At 69.5% G+C, this 16,568-nt stretch carries 17 protein-coding genes and 3 pseudogenes; 17 read left to right on the plus strand and 3 right to left on the minus strand.

Features of this window, described 5'->3' with window-relative positions; translation table 11 throughout:
* Together GT354_RS52115 and GT354_RS52120 are read left to right on the plus strand one after the other, a co-directional pair.
* A pseudogene (locus tag GT354_RS52115) lies at nucleotides 1–286 on the plus strand (hypothetical protein); the annotation flags it as partial.
* Nucleotides 287–324: 38 nt separating this feature from the next.
* Nucleotides 325–1,206 carry an alpha/beta hydrolase gene (locus tag GT354_RS52120; RefSeq protein WP_161365553.1) on the plus strand — a complete coding sequence of 294 codons (882 nt, stop codon included), beginning with the start codon at nucleotides 325–327 and terminating at the stop codon, nucleotides 1,204–1,206.
* Nucleotides 1,207–1,459: 253 nt separating this feature from the next.
* Here the strand turns inward: GT354_RS52120 and GT354_RS52125 are convergent, their stop codons facing one another.
* Nucleotides 1,460–1,708, minus strand: a complete 249-nt coding sequence (locus tag GT354_RS52125; RefSeq protein ID WP_161365555.1) for a hypothetical protein — start codon at nucleotides 1,706–1,708, stop codon at nucleotides 1,460–1,462.
* A 63-nt stretch (nucleotides 1,709–1,771) separates the two neighbouring features.
* On the opposite strand from GT354_RS52125, the gene GT354_RS52130 reads away from it, so the two are divergent.
* The 8 genes and pseudogenes from GT354_RS52130 to GT354_RS52160 form a co-directional block, all read left to right on the plus strand.
* Complete coding sequence (locus tag GT354_RS52130) at nucleotides 1,772–2,047, plus strand: hypothetical protein (RefSeq protein ID WP_161365557.1); 276 nt, start codon at nucleotides 1,772–1,774, stop codon at nucleotides 2,045–2,047.
* Between the two features lie 812 nt (nucleotides 2,048–2,859).
* Entirely contained in the window at nucleotides 2,860–3,357 is a 498-nt protein-coding gene (locus GT354_RS52135; RefSeq protein WP_161365559.1) for a hypothetical protein, read from the plus strand.
* A gap of 336 nt (nucleotides 3,358–3,693) precedes the next feature.
* Nucleotides 3,694–4,254: a hypothetical protein gene (locus tag GT354_RS52140; protein WP_161365561.1), complete on the plus strand. Its 561-nt coding sequence runs from the start codon at nucleotides 3,694–3,696 to the stop codon at nucleotides 4,252–4,254.
* Between the two features lie 665 nt (nucleotides 4,255–4,919).
* Nucleotides 4,920–5,081, plus strand: coding sequence for a hypothetical protein (locus GT354_RS55560; RefSeq protein WP_237536301.1), 162 nt, complete (start codon nucleotides 4,920–4,922; stop codon nucleotides 5,079–5,081).
* 297 nt (nucleotides 5,082–5,378) lie between these two features.
* The gene (locus GT354_RS52150; RefSeq protein ID WP_161365563.1) at nucleotides 5,379–7,586 is read left to right on the plus strand and encodes a pentapeptide repeat-containing protein; all 2,208 of its coding nucleotides are present in this window, start codon (nucleotides 5,379–5,381) and stop codon (nucleotides 7,584–7,586) included.
* 35 nt (nucleotides 7,587–7,621) lie between these two features.
* A pseudogene (locus GT354_RS57005) lies at nucleotides 7,622–7,965 on the plus strand (transposase family protein); the annotation flags it as partial.
* Complete coding sequence (locus tag GT354_RS52155; protein WP_161365565.1) at nucleotides 7,913–8,284, plus strand: hypothetical protein; 372 nt, start codon at nucleotides 7,913–7,915, stop codon at nucleotides 8,282–8,284. The pseudogene GT354_RS57005 and the gene GT354_RS52155, both read left to right, overlap by 53 nt.
* 141 nt (nucleotides 8,285–8,425) lie before the next feature.
* Nucleotides 8,426–9,293 (plus strand): annotated as a pseudogene (locus GT354_RS52160) (transposase); the annotation flags it as partial.
* 34 nt (nucleotides 9,294–9,327) lie between these two features.
* On the opposite strand, the gene GT354_RS52165 reads toward GT354_RS52160, so the two are convergent.
* On the minus strand, nucleotides 9,328–10,155 hold the full coding sequence (locus GT354_RS52165; RefSeq protein ID WP_237536302.1) for a hypothetical protein: 828 nt from the start codon (nucleotides 10,153–10,155) through the stop codon (nucleotides 9,328–9,330).
* 456 nt (nucleotides 10,156–10,611) lie between these two features.
* Here GT354_RS52165 and GT354_RS52170 point away from each other — a divergent pair, with 456 nt between their 5' ends.
* On the plus strand, nucleotides 10,612–10,962 hold the full coding sequence (locus GT354_RS52170) for a hypothetical protein (protein WP_161365567.1): 351 nt from the start codon (nucleotides 10,612–10,614) through the stop codon (nucleotides 10,960–10,962).
* On the opposite strand, the gene GT354_RS52175 is transcribed toward GT354_RS52170, so the two are convergent.
* Nucleotides 10,949–11,392, minus strand: coding sequence for a hypothetical protein (locus tag GT354_RS52175; RefSeq protein ID WP_161365569.1), 444 nt, complete (start codon nucleotides 11,390–11,392; stop codon nucleotides 10,949–10,951). The two genes, GT354_RS52170 and GT354_RS52175, sit on opposite strands and share 14 nt — an antisense overlap.
* Before the next feature lie 238 nt (nucleotides 11,393–11,630).
* Here GT354_RS52175 and GT354_RS52180 point away from each other — a divergent pair, with 238 nt between their 5' ends.
* From GT354_RS52180 to GT354_RS52200, 6 genes are all read left to right on the plus strand, one after another.
* Nucleotides 11,631–11,978, plus strand: a complete 348-nt coding sequence (locus GT354_RS52180) for a hypothetical protein (protein ID WP_161365571.1) — start codon at nucleotides 11,631–11,633, stop codon at nucleotides 11,976–11,978.
* An 823-nt stretch (nucleotides 11,979–12,801) separates the two neighbouring features.
* The gene (locus GT354_RS52185; RefSeq protein ID WP_161365573.1) at nucleotides 12,802–13,680 is read left to right on the plus strand and encodes an RNA polymerase sigma factor; all 879 of its coding nucleotides are present in this window, start codon (nucleotides 12,802–12,804) and stop codon (nucleotides 13,678–13,680) included.
* Nucleotides 13,677–14,384, plus strand: coding sequence for a hypothetical protein (locus GT354_RS53220; RefSeq protein WP_202513245.1), 708 nt, complete (start codon nucleotides 13,677–13,679; stop codon nucleotides 14,382–14,384). Before GT354_RS52185 ends, GT354_RS53220 begins: the two co-directional genes overlap by 4 nt.
* Entirely contained in the window at nucleotides 14,381–14,824 is a 444-nt protein-coding gene (locus tag GT354_RS56235) for an STAS domain-containing protein (protein WP_272924065.1), read from the plus strand. The genes GT354_RS53220 and GT354_RS56235 overlap by 4 nt, the downstream gene beginning before the upstream one ends.
* A 218-nt stretch (nucleotides 14,825–15,042) precedes the next feature.
* A complete protein-coding gene (locus tag GT354_RS52195) occupies nucleotides 15,043–15,201 on the plus strand; it encodes a hypothetical protein (RefSeq protein WP_161365577.1) in 159 nt (52 codons plus the stop codon).
* Nucleotides 15,202–15,292: 91 nt separating this feature from the next.
* A complete protein-coding gene (locus tag GT354_RS52200; protein ID WP_161365579.1) occupies nucleotides 15,293–15,721 on the plus strand; it encodes a hypothetical protein in 429 nt (142 codons plus the stop codon).
* The last annotated feature ends 847 nt before the right edge of the window (nucleotides 15,722–16,568 follow it).

Here is a 16,568-nt window from a genome sequence, read left to right on the forward strand (position 1 = left end):
CCACCGGCCGGACCCCGCCGCAGGCGACGCGCACTCCGATGCCGCGCCTCGCACCGCGACCGTGTGGTCCGCACTGCGCGCACCGGGACTGGTGTGGACGCAAGCAGGCGACGTCATCGTGGACGCGACCGGCCAGGACGACCTCGTCGTACTGGCCCTGCTCGGTCGGCTCTACCCGGAGAACGTCATTCTGCGCTCCGCCGGCCGTATCACTGCCCGGACAACCACGGACGGCACCGGACCGAGCCGCCTGGTGACCGTCGTCGACCCTGCGCGAACCCACTGAAACCAGTATCGCGAAGTGCAACAGAAAGGTTGGCGAACATGATGTCCGACCACGACGAGATGCCCGTCCGCACGGGCCGAGCCGCCGTCAACGGAACGAGTCTGCACTACCGCACGGCCGGGTCCGGCCCCGCGCTGGTACTCCTGCACGGCGTGCCCAAGACCGGCTACCACTGGCGCCACCTGGTCCCGAAGCTGACGCCCCACTACACCGTCGTCGTACCGGACCTGCGCGGCCTCGGCGACTCCGCCCGCCCCGCGGACGGCTACGACTCCGCGACGATGAGCGACGACATCGCCGAGTTGATGAACCACCTCGGACACGAGACGTACGCCGTGGCGGGCGAGGACTGGGGAGCGGTGATCGGCTACCAACTCGCCGCCCGCCACCGCGACCAGGTCACCGCCCTCGTGTTCGCCGAAGCCCTGTTCCCCGGATTCGGCTTCGAGGACCACACGGCCCTCACTCCGGAGAATGTCGCCGCCGGCATGCACCTGTGGCATCTGGGCTTCTACTTCCAGCCGGACGTACCCGAGATGCTGATCGCCGGACACGAGCGGGAGTTGATCACGTACATGATCAAGTTCGAGCGCAGCCACCCGGACAGCGCCGGCTCCGACGCGGTCGAGGAATACGTGCGCTGCTACTCCATGCCCGGCGGCATTCGCGCGATGCTCTCCATCTACCGCGCGATGCTCGTCGACGCCGAACAGAACCGGCGGGCCGCGCAGAAGAAACTGGACATCCCGATCCTGGCCCTCGGCGGATCCGCGTTCATCGGCGACCGCAACGAGTCCCAGATGCGGCTCATGGCCCACGACGTCACCGGACACGTATTCGACGCCGGCCACGACCTCGCGGAGGAAGTGCCCGACGAGATGGCCGAGGTCGTCCTGCCGTTCCTGGCCGCGCATTCGTAACCGCACCCGGCCACCGAGCTCGCCGAGCTCGCCGAGCTTGACGAGCTTGGCGAGCTCGGCGAGCGGAAGCGGCCTGCACGCCGGGCGTTCGACGGACCGCTCCCGCCTGCGGGTACCGTGCCGGGCACCACCGGGCGGACACGCTGGAACCGGTCGCGATGGTGGCGCGCTGTGATTGTCAGGAGGATTCCCGCGCCGATCTGTTGCGGGTGGCCGATTCCGTCGGCGACCACGGGCACTTCGATGTGGGCGGCTACTTCCGGAACTGGACCGTGGAGGCGGCGCGCGGCGCGATCGCCGCGGACGCGCACATCCCGATCGCGCTCCCGGACGACCCGGACCCCGACATCGGGAGGCGGCCGCGTACGCCCTGGCTGCGGCCTCGGGTCGGGCCGGGGAGATTTCCGCCGCCCTGCACGATCGCTTCCGGATCGAGGACCACGCGCGTGTACGCGCAAGCCTGGTCCTGGCGATTGCGCAGTCGGCCCGAGAACACCGACACGAGGATGCCGCCGCCTTCACCCGCGCCACGTGGTCGGACCCCGCGCGCCCGGCCAAGGTCCAGGTGGGCGCCGCCGTGGGGTGGTTGTGTCTGGTCGAGGATCTTGTGCCGGACGACCTGCGTGCCGTCCTCGACGAGTGCGTCACCCCCGAGCTCGATCGTGTGATGGTCTCGGTGCCCTGGCCGGGCCTGCCCCGGCCGGGCCGGGTCGACCGCGACGGCGCCGGATTGCCCCGCATCCTGCGGCAGTTGCCCGACCCGGCCCCGTTCCGATGCTCGGTGGCCGACGGCGGCCCCTGGGCAGAGGCCGAGGGATGCGCCGACGACCCGCCCTTTTGACGGCTCGGTGGCGGCCGCGACGATCGGGCGCTTCGAGGGCGGTCCGCGTCGGTGTCTCGGCATCATGGGAGGCTGGCAAGGAGCGAAACAGTCCGGGAAGCTCAACCGTCCGGACGGCGTTGGGCGTCGCCCGGACATCCCTCACCACGTTCGGGAAGCCGACCGGCACTTGCGCCGGGCGGGGGAGGATCGGAGTGTGTGACGGCGTCGAGGGTCGAGGCGGCGCCGGGCCCGGGGTTCGGGGGCGGGCGAGGGCGGACGACGGTGTCGACGCGCGGGCGTTGCACGAGACATGGAGGGATCGTTGCGGGAGGCGGGGAGCGGTACGGAGCCATCGCGGGCGGAGCACTGGTCGCAGCGGTGGGAGGGGACCGACCGGGATGTGCGGGTGGTGGTGGCGCGGATGCCGGTCGGGGTGCGGGACGGTTTCGTCTACGACCGGGTGCCGTGGGGCCGGTTCGCCCACGCCTACGGCTCCGGTGGGGACGTCCCTGGCCTCCTGCGGGAGATGCGTTCGGCCGATGTCGTGACGGCGCGGGATGGGCTCGGGTCGTTGGGGAACTCGATCTGCCATCAGGGCACGCGCGGTTCGGTGGCGCCGCTGACGGTGCCGTTCCTGGTGCGGATCGCCGCGGACCCCCGCGCGCACCCCCGCGTGGGCGCGCTTCGGTTGGCGGCGGTCGTGGCGCGTCGCCGGTATTGGGACGACGGGTCCCGTGCGGGTCTGCTGCGAGTCGCCGATCCCGACGACGACTGGCGCTTCGACGTGGGCGGCTACCTTCAGAACTGGACGGTCGAGGCGGCGCGGGGACGTGATCGCCGCAGACGCGCACCTCCCGATCACGCTCTTGGACGACCCGGATCCCGGAATACGGGAGGTTGCCGCGTACGCCCTGGCGGCGGCCTCGTCGCGGGCTGGGGAGATCTCCGCCGCGCTGCACGCCCGGTTTCGGGTCGAGGACCACGCGCGGGTGCGTGCCGGAATGCTCCTGGCGATCGCGCAACTGGCCCGGGAACACCGGCACGAGGACGCCACCGCGTTCACCCGCGCCCTGTGGTCGGACCCCGCCCGCCCCGCCGAGGTCCGCGTGGGTGCCGCGCTGGGGTGGTTGTGCCAGGTCGACGATCCCGTCCCCGACACCCTGCGCACGACGATCGAGGAGAGCGTCACCCCCGAACTGTGCCGGCTGCTGTCCCCGTCACCGTGGATGAGACAGGTCGACGACAGGGGCGCCGAAGGGTTGCCCCACACCCTGTGGCAGATGCTCGACCCCGACACCTGGCCCGGCCCGCCGGAGCCCGTCTTCTGACGTCATCTGCCCGCGCTCGCGGTATCCGAGGCCCGGCGGAGTCGTGCCGCGGTCGCAGCCGCGTACGGCTTCGGTAGACGCGGCGGCTCACGAGCCGCCCCGGTCTCGTTCGGTGAGTGCCGGTGTCCGGTGGCAGGTAGGGGCCTTCGCTCGGTGACATCCGTGGGACGAGGTCGTGACGTCCGAGCAACTCGTGCGCGACAAGGGCTACGACAGCAACCCCAATCGCCAAGCGCCGCGCCGACGCGGGACCCTGCCGGTCGTCTCCACCGGTCCGATGCGAAGTCGTCGGTGGGGTCGTCCCGGTGTCGGGGCCGGGCGCTACGGTGCCCGGTGGTGGACGCCACCGATCTCGACTTCCGGGCCCGGACGCGGTCCGGCTGCATTCCGCCGGAGCTGGTTGCGCGGCCGCTCGAACGAGGCCGTGCCGACGTGGTGAAGTCGCAGGCCGGACACGGGCAGTGGTTCTGCGCGTTGGCGTGGGCACGGTTGCTGGGTGATCGGGGCCGGGAGCCCGATGCGTGGGAGGTGCTCGCTCCGTATGCGGCAACGGGCCGGTGGACGGCCGTTGTTGCCGCAGCCGGGTTGCCGGAGGGCTGGGGCCGCGTCGACGAGGCGATCGACATCGCCCGGATGCGTATGGAGGCCGGGAACCCGATGGCTTTGGACGCCTATACGAGTCTGCTCGCCCGGCACGGCCGCGCCGAGGAGGCGTTCGACCTGCTCGTGCCGTATGTCGACGCCTGGGTGCTCGCCACCGCCCTGGTCAACGTCGCCTGCGTTGCCGCCACCTCCGCGAGCGTCACCCCCAGTTCCATGCGCTCACCGTCTGGCCCGAGCCCGACGGGTTCCTACCCTTCGCCGGCACGATCGACGGCGACAAGATCGGCCGGCTGACCCGGGGCGCGCCCGACACCTGGCCGGTGATCGTGGCATACCGCGCCGCGCCCGAGCCCCGCCCACGCCTGCCACCACCCCACCGCCAACGTCCGCCACCGCGCCGGTCACCGTGTTCCGACTCCTGCCACCCGTGCCGCGCCGGGCCCTATCTCGCCCGCCGCTGCGCCCTTACCCCGTTACGTCGTCGTACCTGCCGTCGGCCGTGACCACCCGCCGGATACCCGGCGCCGTCGAGGCGCAGGTCCGCGCTGTGCCCGGGCGTCGGCTGTATCGAATCCACCCCGTCCAAACACCAAAGGGGTGGTGTTCGGTACATGGGTGGTGTGGAGGAGGACCGGTCGATACTTCGGGTTGGGCCGCTTTGGCGCCGACGTTCACCACGGCGCAGGCGCGTGCGGCGGCGCGGCTTTCGTCCCGTGACCTGGTATCCCTGGTCGAGGTTGGGACGGTCGACGAGTTGCTGCGGCGTGTGTATCGGCGGGCCGACGCGGCGGAGACCGCCCACGCGGACCTGTTGGCGGTGTGCTTGCGGGCCCCTCGGGCGGTGGTGTTGCGGGGAATCGGCCCTCGCCCTGCACGAGTTGATCGACGACATCCCCACCGCGGTCCATATCGCGGTGCCCCGAGGGTCGACCCGGCCGACGATCTCCTACCCGTCGACCGTGGCTGGGCAGTACACCGCCGCGACATTCGACTTGGGCGTGGAGCGCTTCGAGAACTCCTACGCCGCCTGGCGCCGCCGACAAGGACCCGCCTCCGACGCCTGCCCGGAACGCTTCACCGAAGTGGTGAGGCACGTCACCGCGTTCGCGGATCCGCTCTGACCGGCGCCGCCACCTCGAACACGTGGAACGCAGCGACCCGCGCCTGGGGACGAACCCGTCACGGCCCGAGTCTCTCGGGCGCCCACCGGCTCGACGAACGACCAACTCCCCGTCCCACCACCGCATGCCGAGTTCGGTGAGCAGCCGCGCGCGTTCCTCGCTCGACGAATCGTCCCGTGTGCGTTGGCTGTTGACCCACTTTCCCTACCGCATCTCCGACGACTCGCCGCTCTTTTCTGCCCCGGGCCGAGGCGAGTGCTGTCCGATCCCCGAGCGCTCGGCATAGTCTCCGGCGACATGACATCGCCGCCCCTTCCCTCGCCCTCCCCGCCCGCGTGGACGCACTGCGCCTCGGGAGCGACAACCACCAACCCGGTCGGTTGCCGAGGTGTCCGTGTCCCCGGATCCACGGGGTGCCTCGCCCACCTGACACCCACCGACCGCATCTCCCATCTGACGGGCCTGTCCCCGGGCGACGACATCGACTATCGCGGCACCACCTTCACCCATCCGCTGCTGAATGACCTGCTGGCAGCCCTGCACGATCCGGCGACGGGCGGACCTCGGTTCGGAGCCGCTCGATTCGAGCACGCGTCGTTCTCCGACGTCGCCCGCTTCGACGGCGCGTCGTTCGCCGGAGCCGTCCGATTCGATCACGCCTCGTTCTCCCACGCCGTCGGGTTCGAGCAAGCGTCGTTCTCGAGTACCACCGTGTTCGACCACGCGTCCTTCTTCGCCGCCATGTTCGCGGGGGCCTCGTTCTCCGCGGACATCCGCTTCGAGCACGCGTCGTTCTCGCGGATGGCCCACTTCGACGGAGCGTCGTTCGCCGCAGCCGTCCGATTCGACCACGCCTCGTTCTCCGCCGAGGCACAGTTCAACGGGGTGACCTTCTCCGGTGACACCCGCTTCAGCCGTGCGGTCTTCGCCGCACAAGCCGAGTTTTGGGACGCGTCGTTCTCCAACGCCGCCTGGTTCGAGCACACCTCGTTCCGCGGCCCCGTCGGGTTCGAACACGTGTCGTTCTCCAACGCCGCCTGGTTCGGGGGCGCCTCGTTCTCCGACGTCGCCACGTTCTCGCGCGCGTCGTTCGCCCGTTCCGCCCAGTTCGAGGGCGCGTCGTTCGCCGCGGAAGCCCACTTCGAACACGCCACGTTCTCGGACACAGCCTCGTTCAGCCGCACGATATTCACCGGTCAGGCCCGGTTCGACCGAACGACACTGAACGGACCCGCCCTGTTCTTCTACGCGACCTTCCACGACCACGCCTGGTTCGGAGGCGCGACCTTCCACAACGAGGCCTGGTTCGGCGGCGCCGCCTTCACCCGCGACGTGCGCTTGACCAACACGCGCTTCGCCGCCGCAGGGCTGGGGCCCCTGGTCGTCGGAGGACGCCTCGACCTGTCGCGCGCCGTCTTCGAAGTCCCCGTGACCATCGAAGCGGCCGCCCCCGTCGTGCTCTGCCGTCGAACCCGCTGGGACGCCACCGCCACCCTGCGCCTGCGCCACGCGCTCCTCGACCTCACCGACGCCGTGGTGACTCATCCCCTCTCGGTCGCCACCCACCACACCCCTTTCACCACACACAACGGAACACCACTGCCGGAAACCCTCCTGACCACCACCACACCATCGCCGTCCCCAGACGTCCGCGTCGCCTCGCTGCGCGGAGTCGACACCGCACACCTGGTCCTGACCGACACCGACCTCGCCGGCTGCCGGTTCACCGGCGCCGTCCACCTCGACCAAGTCCGCCTCACCGGCCGCACCCGCTTCGCCCCCGCCCCCACCGGCGTCCACTGGCACCACCTCGTCTCCAGGCGATGGACCCGCCGCCGAGTCCTGGCCGAGGAACACCACTGGCGCGCCACGCGCACCCCACCCACCAACCCCACCGCACCCACCGACCGCGAGTGGACCCCGGGACCCCACCACCCCGACCCGGACCAAACCCCCGGACCCGACGACATCGCCCCCGTCTACCGCGACCTGCGCAAAGCCTTCGAGGACAACAAGAACGAACCCGACGCCGCCGACTTCTACTACGGCGAGATGGAGATGCGTCGCAACGACCCCGAACGTCCTTGCGCCGAACGCACACTGGTCACCCTCTACTGGGCCGTGTCCGGCTATGGCCTACGAGCAACCCGGGCGGTGACCTGGCTGGTGCTTACGATGACCGTGACGATCCTGTCGCTGATGTGGTGGGGTCTGCCGACCAACGACACCACACCCCGCACCACCGGAACGCTCCCCATGACCGGACAACCACTCGATCTACACACCGACTCCGTCGACCCCGTCGTGTCGGGACCGATCGCCGACCGCCTCACCGCCAAACGCGCGAGAAAGGCCACCCACGTCGCGGTGAACTCGGTTTTCTTCCGTGCCTCCGGCCAAGACCTCACCCCGACGGGCAGCGAGATCGAGATGGCGTCACGCTTTCTCGAACCAGTCCTGCTGGCCCTCGCCGTCCTCGCGATCCGCAGCCGCGTCAAACGGTAAATGGCATGCGTGACGTCAACGAGCTTGTGGGTGTGGTGTTTTCGGGGTTGTCTGCCTTGGTCGTCGCCTGCTTGACGGGTGAGGGCGAGTTCATCAGGGTGTCGGCGCGGACCCGGGACGATCCGGTGGCATGTCCGAGTGCGGACAACCGACCAGACAGGATCACGGTTTCCACGGGCGAGTGATCGCAGATGTGCCGGTGGACGGGCGGAGGGTCGGGGGGTCGGTGCGGGTGCGGCGCGTGGTCTGCCCGGTTCTGGGCTGCCCGCGGCCGACATTTCGCGAGCGGGTCCCCGGCCTGATCGAACTCCTCGTCGTCCCAGACGTTGCCCTCACCCGATCAGGCCGCCTACGGGTACGGCGCGACGTTCGTGACCTCCTCGACGCCCATGGACCCGGGCGCGTTGGCGTCGTTCGTCGCGCGGGTGGACTTGTACGCGTTCGAGTGTCAGCGCGAGTCCAACGACGGCGGCTTCTCCGACGAGATCTACTGGGCCCTCTCCAGCGCCGGGAGGTTCGGCCGGCAGGAGCGCATCACCCCCCCCACGATCACCAACGTCGACAAGGGGGAGCGGAAGAACTTCGACCGGGACACCGTGCTCCTCCACGGCAACGCCGACACCGCGATCGTGTGCCACATCGCCTGGAGTCGGATGACTCCGATTCCGCGTGGCTGGACGAGTTGCGGAGCAAGCTGAGCTTGTCCTTTATGGTCCGACTTCGAACAACGCCCCGAACGTGATCACCCGTACGAGGATTCCGGGGACGTGAGCACGGCCTTCGCCTGATCCTGTGCTCCGACCAAAGAGACACCCGCCCAGTACGAAGGCCGTGGAAGATTGCGCCCGCTGCATCACGATGCCCAGCGTGAGCCGTTCGCTGTGGCGTCACACTTCCGGGACGACTTCTATGCGTGCCTGTCCGCACACGGTGACGAACTGTTCGAGTCGACCGACGCGCTGCTGTGCGCGGACGGGCCGGTGAGGACGCCGGTGGATCTGACGCTGCCGGCTGAGCACCGCCGTGGGCACGGCGCGTTGTACGGCGCCCTTCACTGCGGGCGGATCGATGCCGGGTGTCTGCGGCGGACGCTGGCCGCGCTGCCCCAGCCCAAGGCCGCCGACGGGCGGCTCGTGCCGGCGGTGGATGTGAGCAACTGGCTGCGGCCGGACGCCGAGTGCAGCCCTGACAGGCTGTTCTGCCACACCTACGGCCGCGGCCGGGACCAGCACCTGATGATCCCCGGCCGGCCGTACTCCTTCGTCGCCGCCCTCGAATCAGGCCGCACCTCCTGGTGCCGGCTGCTGGACGCCGTCCGTCTCGGGCCCGAGAATGATGTTGCCGAGGCCACCGCCGTCCAGGTCCGCCGCGTGGTTCAGGACCTGACCGCTGGCGGTCAGTGGGCCGAGGCCGCGGACCGCTGGACCGCCCATACCCAGCTCCGGCTCGCCCGTCCGCTGGCCGAGGACCTACGCCGCCCCTGGGAGCGACGGGTGGAGCCTGGCCGGCTCGCCCCGGCCCGAGTCCGGCGGGGGTTTCGGAACCTCCGCGTGCACCTGCCATGCCCGGGCCCGTGCACCAAAACCGAACCGGCCCGGCCCCGGCAGGCCCCTCGGCTCGAAGAACAAGCAGCCCGCCACCCGCTATGACGTGGGCAAGACGGTCAAGCGACCCGAGAGGATCGGCGAACAGGACCGAGCCAGACCCTGCCGAGGTGGTCATGGGAGACCCCGAGTCTGTTTCACCCCCCGTGGTCGGTCGCGGTGGGGATGTAGGGCGCTGCCGCGACCTGGGCCATCGTCCGAAGTTTCGTGAAGTAGGAGGCACAGTACTCCTCGTTGATCAGAGGAACGATCTTGTCGAGGTCGGCGATGCGGCCCCAGAGGTAGGCGATGCCACTGTCGTCGAGTCCGCCCTTCAGTTCCGTGTGCACGAGGCCGGCGACGTCGGCGTCTAGGAGAACCAGGTCCACGCCGTCGAAGTCCACGCCGCGGAAGCCGTCGGGGAACAGTGCACGCAGGTGGTCCTCCCACAGCCGGGCGAGTCCCCCTTCGGGCTGTGCTCCGCCCGCGTCGGCGGCTGTCGCCTCTGCCGTGGACAGTGGGCGAAGGAGCAGGGAGACGGCATCGAAGACGGCACGCACCAGTGCGACGGCTCCAAGCGGGCGGACTGCGGCACTTGACTCGGCGCCTTGCGTGAGCTTGTCGCGCAGCAGTCGGGCGCGGTCGAGTTCGGCGGCGAGTCCGGCCGTGATGAGCCCTGCGCCGGCGGCCCGCTGGATGAGGACGTGGAGCGGTCCGTTCGTGGCCAGGCGCTCGGCGAGGACGTGCTCCAGGGCGAACAGGGAATGCGTGACGGCGACGGTGGCGAACTCGTACCGGTAGTAGGAGTGCCGGATGAGCTCGCGGGAGGTTTCCATCGCGCTCATGACGTACATCGACGCGTCGCCGGGCAGAACCAGCTCGGCAACCAGGGCGTGCATGTCCGCATAGTCGAGAACGAGGTCGCGGGCGCGCGGATCCCGTACCGGCAGGAGGAGCGGGTCGGACGGCGGTGACAGGGGATTCACCGGTGCAGTCTTGTCGCCGGAGGCTGTCGGTACCACCGGATTTGCTCGGGGCGGTGGGTACCCCGCTGCCGCATGTCGCCAGTAGCCGACCTTGAAGAACAAGCTGAGCACCTGTGTCCGAACCTCAACCATCGCGAATCGCAGAAGATGCGCACCCGCGATGCTCCGGGTGATCTGCAATCGGTACGTCTCCCCCCTCCTCCGGACTCCGCTTTCGTCCACCCTCCGGTTCCTGCCCCGGCGCCGACTACGAGGTGAGTCGCCAACGACCGGGAACGAGATGCGGGCACCTGTGCCGGAGTCTCGCGGACGTGCTCCGGGTCGAAGTGGAGTTCAAAGGCGGTGGAGCAGTCGCCGATCTCGGTTCCGACGAGTGCGCCGCACCGACAGAGGCGGTTCATTCCTTCCCGGCCATGCCATCCACAGCAGCCGACGCGGACGGACGCGTCGGGGTGGTTGACGAAGGCGGAGCGACTGGGCATCCGGATCGTCATCCCCGAGGAGTTCGCGGCCCTGGTCGCCGACGTCCTCGACGTGACCGTCACCGGGTGCCCCACCGCTGCGGCCGGTGGTGACGCGCTCGGCAGCGGCCCGCTTGCCCCCGTGGATCGCGGTGAGGGCGGCCGAGGCCCGGGGCAGCAGTCGGCGGCGATCAGCATGCCGGTCCTTCGTTCACGAGCGCGTGGCGCCGACGGCTGTATCGTCGGTCCCCGCTCCCGAGTCGTCACGGGCAAGTGGGCGGTGACGTGTGCGGGTTGCGGCGTCCGGAACTGCAGGATCGTGTGCCGAGCCCTTACGAGTAGGTGATCTCGGGGGTGGAGTGGTACAGGATCGAGGTGCCGGCGCTGTTGTACATCTCGAGAACCGCGTATGCCGTCAGCTGTTGGAAGCGAGAGGCGTCGGCGGTCACTTGCTTCGAGGGAGTTTCACCGCAGGGCCTGCGGCTGGTGGATGCCACCGGCCTTGCAGTCGCCCAGTCGTAGAGATGGACACGGTAGCCGGCGCAATTGGAAGGAGGCGCATGGACGGTTGCCTGCCCGGTGAACGTCGAGCTGACCAGGGCCAGGCACAGCCTGATGCCGTAGGCCTCGTAGGTGTCGCATCGCTGCGCGTCGTTTGTCGTCTGTGACAGGGACGAAACCCCCGCAGCCCGAGGGGATGCCGCAGCAACCGGGACCGATCCCGCGCCTGCCGCCAGGATCATGGCGCCCGACAGTGCCGGAAGTAAACGCCGCATGACTCTCCTCCGTGTCCTGAACCACGTTGCCGATGGCTTGTAAGACTTGTCTTTGCCAGTCGTGTCCACAAGGCCGAGATCTGAAAGGCTTCGTCTTGTTTGCGAGCATCTGCCGGACCGAGGGCCTTCGTCAACTCCCGTACGCGTAAGGGGACCCCCGGTATCGGGCGGGACCTTCGTCACACGCTGCGGCAGACCACGATTCGTCCCGGAGCGTCGGGGACTCGCCGTTTCGTCGGTGGCCGGTCGCGATCTCGACGATCCCGAAGCCGAGTTCGACGACCACGACCCGGCCTGGGACACCCGGGATACCCCGTTCCGGCGATGGCTGATCGACGGACTCACCGCCGCGGGCTCCACCCTCCCCGCCGAGGCCGTCTCCCTCTTCGCCCCCGTCAACCGCTACGGCGGCCTGAGCGAGACCAACGCGGACCTGCTCGCGATCCTCACCCACACCACCGTCGACATGGTGCGGGCCGCCCACAAGGCCGACCTCCAGCACTGGGCGCGCGAGCAGGAACTGCGGGACCATCCCGACCTCACCGTCCTCGACGCCGACCCGGACCGCATCCGGGACCACTCCTGACCCGGTCGGACGCGCACGAGGCAAGCTCGCCGAACTCAAGGCCGACCCGGCGCTCGCCCGCATCATCGTCGACTCCCCGGCTTCATGGACACCGACCCCACAGCCGAATTCGCCTCGGACCCCCGGGGCCACGGCGCGGCGCTCCGGATCGCCGACGATGCCGGTCGGCCGTTCGAACGACTCGTCGGGTACGCCTTGGCGGTCGACCCCGGAACCTGATCGTGTCCGTGCCGGCCGCGCTGTGGAGGGCGCATGACGAGGACGGCCGGGTGGGGCCGCGGGATGGCGAAGCCGCCGGCGGCATCCGGTCGGGGGCTTCCACTTCGTGTACCGGCTGTCGCGCCACAAGAAGTGGAGCTCGGTCGGTACAGGGCGAAGACAGGACTGGTTCGGTCGTTCGGTGTGCGATCCGGATGTGAACGAGTACGACCGGAAGCCGAATTCGACAATTGCTTGAATACCATCCGTATTCGGGCTGGTGAAACAAGAACGTGTTGCCGATTATGTGATCGACCGAAGATTTTGCGTGACCGTCTTGGACAGACGGAGCTTTCCGAACGAAGTACCGAGCAAGAGCACTCGCGCCCGGTGGCGTCTCACGGCACGCCGCCGAGTGCCGGGGCCGATCGGACCAAGGGAAGGGAAGTGAGTTGAGCGACATGCTCGGGTCGAGCGTCAAGCAGCAGATGTGGGGGGCCATAGGCCGATGCGTCGCGTTTACCGCGCCGGCGGGGTGTCCGGGTGACGTGACCGGTCGGGGGCGGGTGCGTGATCACCGCGAGGGGAGCGCGTCGTGGGGGACGCCGGGGAGGAACGGCCGCCGATGAACGATCAGCCCGAGCAAGCCGTCGAGATCGACCTGACCAATCGCTTTCCTCCGGACTTCGTCTCGTTCTGCCGCACCATCGAACCTCTACTGGCGCGCTACGCCATGGAGTACGGCGAAACCACCGAGGCGGCCGGCGACGTGGTCACCGTCGTCCTGGCGGCTCTGTTCCACGACTGGCCGTTGATCGCGCCCAACGCTCGTTTCGAGCGCGCGTTCCGCACGCTGTGCGCGAGCCTGACGGAGCGTCGGTCCCGCCGACGGGCGACGAGCCTGACACGATCCGCCCGCTCCCGAGCGGACGAGACCTTCGTCGAGGCCCCCGAGGAATTCGTGGTGTTCTGGGGCGCGAACAAACGGGACCTGACGCGATACGCCCGCAAAATCCTGCGCTCCGACCGCGACGCCGAGGAAGTGGCGTCGGACGCGCTGTTCGAGCTCTACCGCTGCTGGGACGCCCGCGGCCGACAGACCCCGCACGCGGTCGTCTACCAATTCGTCAAGAGCCGCGCGGTCGATCGACTGCGACGCCGGCAACGCACGATCGAGAAGATCCCCACGGACTTCGCCGCCCCCGACACGAAGGAGGTCGTCTCCACCACACCCACCCTCGACGACCCGGGCGACACCGTCCCCGACTACGAGATCTTTCTCCGGACCGTCGAGGGCATGCCCGAAAGAAGAGCCGCCTGCGTCCGGCTGCATCTGCAGATGAGGTTGCCCCTCCAAGACGTCTCCGTCCTCTTGGGAGTGAGCATGTCCACCGTCCGCACCCACATCCAACTCGCGCGCCAGGAACTCCGCCGTGTCCTGCACCCCCGGACGCCGGATCCGACCCCGGTCACACGGGTTCCCGCCGGGAAAGGGAACGCATGAGCCGCCAGGGTCCCCTCGAGCGGGTGCTGCGGCAGCACCGACGCGTCATGGACCACGCCTTCGCACGCCACGACTCCGACGCGGCCATGCGACGACTCACCTCACGCATCGTCCAGGAGGAACTCCTGGCCGACCTCACCACGCCCGGCCGTGAACAGCCCTCGCGGATGAGTGCCTTCGCCGACGCCCACGCCGCCCGGCTGTGTGCCGCGACGCTGCTCGAACACGTCTGCCGCGGTGTCGTCTCCGGGCCCAACACCCGCGGGATCCTCGAGGACTTCGTGAAACTCCCCATGCCCGCGGGTGCCTTCGTGTTCGCCTGTCTGCTGTACCTGGCGGGCCGCCCCGACGGCGCCGTGTTCTGGTGGCGCTACGCGGCCGGAGCGGGGGAGCCAGGGGCGGTGCGCTGCCTGGTCCTGTTCAACCGAGTCGAGGACGAACCCGACATCGCCGCCCACTGGCATTGCTTCCTCGACAGCCCGGCCCTGCCCGCCACCCCCGCGACGATCGAGGACGAGGACGCGACCTCGGCGGCCCGGGCCGAAGTCGACATCGAGATCGTCGAGCACCCGGAGTTCGGGGAGATCTGTATCCCCAACATGGCCCGCGCCGAATCCGGGATCGAAGTCGTGGAACATCCGGAACTGGGCGAGATCTGCGTCCCCAAGGTCCGACTCCCGCGACTGCTGTGTCCGACCACATGAGCGGCACGTGCGGCGAACGCCGTCGCCGGCTCCACCGCGTCCGGCCCACGTCCACCCCGACCGGTGCGGGAGGTAGGCGACGGCGCGGGCCACAGGAGGCGCGCGAAGCCGCAGGCGAACAGTGTCCGGCTTCGACGAGAACCCTCGACGGACGGGTCGTGGTCACCCTGCACGGGGAGATCGACATCGCCAAACTCCCACCTGTGGAACGCGAACTCGCCCGTCTGGAGCACGTTCACGCCGGCGACGTGTACGTCGACCTGAGGGCCGTCACTTTCCTCGACGTCCGCGTCGTCGGCGTACTCGTACGTGCCCGAGTCCACGCCGACCGCCGCGATACTCACATGCGCTTGGTGTGCCTGCGCCCGTTCACGCTGCGACTGCTCGAGATGGTCGGCGGATTCGCCGTCGTCGACGACCTACCCGGACCCACCGATTGACCGGCACCCCGAGCTACGACGGGAGCAAGACGGCTCCATCGAAGTCCTGTACGTCACGTGGGACGAGCAACAGACGATCGACCCCGTGAAGTGGCGTCCGAAGAAACGCGCGACCGATCACAAGTCCTCTCGACGCGTTTCGCACGACGCCGCACCCTTGCGGGCCTCCACAGCTGTGGGGCCCGCAACCCGACGGGCCTCCCCACCAAGGAGGATCGATGGACCAGGAAAGTGATGACTTGCCGGAGTCGCCACGTCGACGGACGACGAGGCGCCTGGCCGACCGCGTGCGCGAATGGATCCCGCTGGTGACCACTGTCGTCATGACGGGCGTCGCCGTCTACGGAGCCGTGGCCGGCCATGGACCCAGCCAATAGCGACCCGTCTCGTCCGAGCGACATGATTCAAAGGCCCCACTCGGTACTTCGATCGGCGAGACGATCCGAGTGGGGCCTCTTCTCCCACGACGTGGCTGCTCCGACCCGGCCCTCGTGCGCAGCCCCGTCCTCCCGCGACCACGCCCTCGATCTCGACCTCGACGTCCTCGCGACGTCGATGAACACGACCTCGTCGTCGGTCCGTGCGGGCCGGAACACGCCGCCCGCGACGATTTCCTCCAAGCAGAGATCGCCCCGATACCGCCCGAACCAGCCCACCGCATTCCCTCTCCCCGACCCCGCCCGCTACGGCGCCGCCGGACCCGACAACGACCCCCGACAACTCGGCGGCGACCTGGTCGAAAACATGGTCTACGCACGCGGCTGGACCGCACCGACAGCCGCCGGCTCCCTCGCCGACCACTGGCCGCGGAAGGCCCCCGAGTACGCCGACAACGTCACCGTCGCCGGCTACGACACGCAGTTCGTCCCGCCACAGCCCTTGATCGTCGACCGTTGACACCTGCCCATGAGAGCCTCCTCGGTGTGGTGGCGCGCGGGCATCCGACTTCGGCCCCGGACGGCGTGGACCACTTCTACCGGGACATGCTCGACTTCCCGGGGCAAGCCGTCGTGATCGAAAACGACGACCCACCCGATGACGTGATCGCGAGGACGCGCGTCTATCGGTTCTCCGGGGGAGGAGCGGGCGGCCCGGTTTCTTCCCGAAACCCACTGCCGGAGACTGACACAGGCGCTCTCGCCCAGGCTCGCCAGCCGCGCACGATCCGGACGGGCCGGTGGCCGCTCCTTCCTCGTCGTCGTGGCGGCGGCGGCCACGGAGCGGCCGACGACCCGGTTGAGGCCATCGCAACGCACGGCACCGGCCGACCTGTTCGAAGCCCGGGCGCGGGACATGACGGTGGCCGTGCCGACGTCGGCGGGCAAGGTTTGCCTGTGCTCGGGTTGTCCGCGCCGTGCGGCAGCATGACGCGTGGATGCCCGGATCGAGGACGCGGGGGCCGGCGAGGATTCGGGGGAGCGTTCATGCGGACGGTGGTCGAGGGTCGGCGCCGTGGCGTGCAGCCGGATGAACGTCGACAGCCACGCGGACTGGGCGTCGGTCGAGGACCGTCAGCTCCTCCCGTCCCCACGCCCGACCCGATGGCCACCGAGCCGGTCGCCACGGCGGCCGCGCCTTGGACAACTCCCGTTCCGGTGCCGTGCTTTCAAGAGCGGGCCCGAGCCCCCCGGCGGGAAACGCGCTCGGCGTGAGGTGGCGTCAGGTGAAGGCGTCGAGATACACGGGGCAATCTCCGGTAGCCGGTGTTTGCACCGTGATCACCGTGTTCCGCGTGCGGGGTTCC

The sequence above is a fragment of the Streptomyces sp. SID3343 genome, from assembly GCF_009865215.1.
Lineage (GTDB): Bacteria > Actinomycetota > Actinomycetes > Streptomycetales > Streptomycetaceae > Embleya.